Below are 1829 nucleotides of genomic sequence, written 5' to 3' on the forward strand. Positions count from 1 at the left end.
CGATTTGTACGCAATCCCCTGGCCCTCGATCGCCCAGCGCCGTGCCACGTCGGCGTCGTCGCAAAAGAGCGACCCGGCGACGGCCACCTGGCGGAGCTCGCCCCCCACGGGGAACACCCATTTGTCGTACACGCGACCGCCCAAGACATAGAGCAGGCAGTGGTGGCCTGCCAGTTCGTCCAGCGTGCGTGGCCGCCCATGCCGTTGCAGATAGGCGGGCGACGCCACCAGCACACGCCGATTGTCGCTGGCCAGCGGCAGCGCGACGTAGCTCGCGTTATCGGCGCGGCCGTAGCGGATGGCGATCTCGACCGGATCGCGAAACATGTCGGTCAGTTGATCGGACAAAAAGAGCCGCACCGACAGCTTCGGATGCGCCTCGCGAAACGCAGTGATCCAGGGCAGCAGAACATTGCGGCCCAGATCCGACGGCGCGGTAATCTGCAAAAGCCCCTGCAGCGCATCCGCCTCGCCACGCAGGCGCTCCCGCCCCTCCTGCAATGTCGCGAGCACCTCGTTTGCGTACGGCAGATATTCCTCGCCTTGGGCAGTAAGGCGCAGGCTGCGCGTCGAGCGCGCGAACAAACGAACGTCGAGCTCGCGCTCGAGCCTCTGAATGGCCGCGCTGACCTGGCCCGGTAGCAGGTCCGCTTCGCGGGCGGCGTTCGAGAAGCTGCCGAGCGCGGCGGTCCGCACGAACAGCGTCAGGTCGTCAAACCGGATCATTTTCATTCCTGTAGTGAAAGTTTTACCCGATTCTCCCCGTTTTTCGTGCTGCTTGTGCAGTGCATCATTAAAGATTGCCCGTGTCGCCAAAGCGGCTCGCCCTTGAACACCACGCCAATGACGCAGATGAAAGCTATCGTTTATGACCAGCACGGGCTGTCGATCGAAGATCCAAGCGCACTCTACGAAACGGAATTGCCGAAGCCGGAGCCGGGGCCGCGCGATTTGCTCGTGAAGATTCGCGCCATCGCAGTGAACCCCGTCGACACCAAGGTCCGTGCGGGAATGCTCGGAGACCCGCCGCGCTTGCTCGGGTGGGATGCCGCCGGGACGGTCGAGGCCGTCGGCGCGGCCGTCACGCTGTTCAAGGCCGGCGACGACGTGTATTACGCCGGTTCGGTCGCCCGCCCCGGCGCCTACGCCGAGTACGGCGTCGTCGACGAGCGCATCGCCGGTCATCAACCCGCCACACTCGATCACGCGCGTGCCGCCGCGTTGCCGCTCACTTCGGTCACGGCCTGGGAACTGCTGTTTGATCGCCTCTGCGTTGCCGAGGGCGGGGGCGACGGCGATGCGCTCCTGGTCATCGGCGCGGCTGGCGGCGTCGGCTCGATTCTTGTTCAGCTCGCGCGGCAACTGACGAAGCTGCGTGTGATCGGCACGGCATCGCGACCGCAGACGCAAGAGTGGGTTCGCGAGTCTGGAGCGCACGACGTCATCGATCACACGCGCCCGCTGGAAGAAGAGTTGCGCCGGATCGGCGTTACGCAGGTGCGCTATGTCGCAAGCCTCACGCATACCGAAGCGCGCTATGCGCAGATCATCGAGGTGCTCGCGCCGCAAGGCAAGCTTGGTGTCATCGACGATCCGAAAACGCTCGACGCGATGCCGCTCAAATTGAAGGCGATCTCGCTGCACTGGGAACTCATGTTCACGCGATCTTTATTCGAGACGCCGGATATGATCCGCCAGCATGAGATCCTCGAGCGCATCGCCGCGCTGATCGATGCGGGCACGCTGCGTACGACACTCGGCACGCATCTCGGGGCAATCAACGCCGAGAACCTGCGGCGCGCGCATGCGCTCATAGAGAGCAATCGTGC

General features: G+C 64.5%; 2 protein-coding genes. One reads left to right on the plus strand and one right to left on the minus strand.

The annotated features are described in order from the left end of the window. On the minus strand, positions 1 to 726 hold a 726-nt coding region (locus VGH68_RS04675; RefSeq protein WP_331602339.1), incomplete at its 3' end, for a LysR family transcriptional regulator. A gap of 126 nt (positions 727 to 852) precedes the next feature. On the opposite strand from VGH68_RS04675, the gene VGH68_RS04680 reads away from it, so the two are divergent. Further along, the coding region (locus VGH68_RS04680; protein ID WP_331602341.1) for a zinc-binding alcohol dehydrogenase family protein at positions 853 to 1829 on the plus strand (977 nt) is incomplete at its 3' end.

Source organism: Paraburkholderia sp. (assembly GCF_036488505.1).
Lineage (GTDB): Bacteria > Pseudomonadota > Gammaproteobacteria > Burkholderiales > Burkholderiaceae > Paraburkholderia.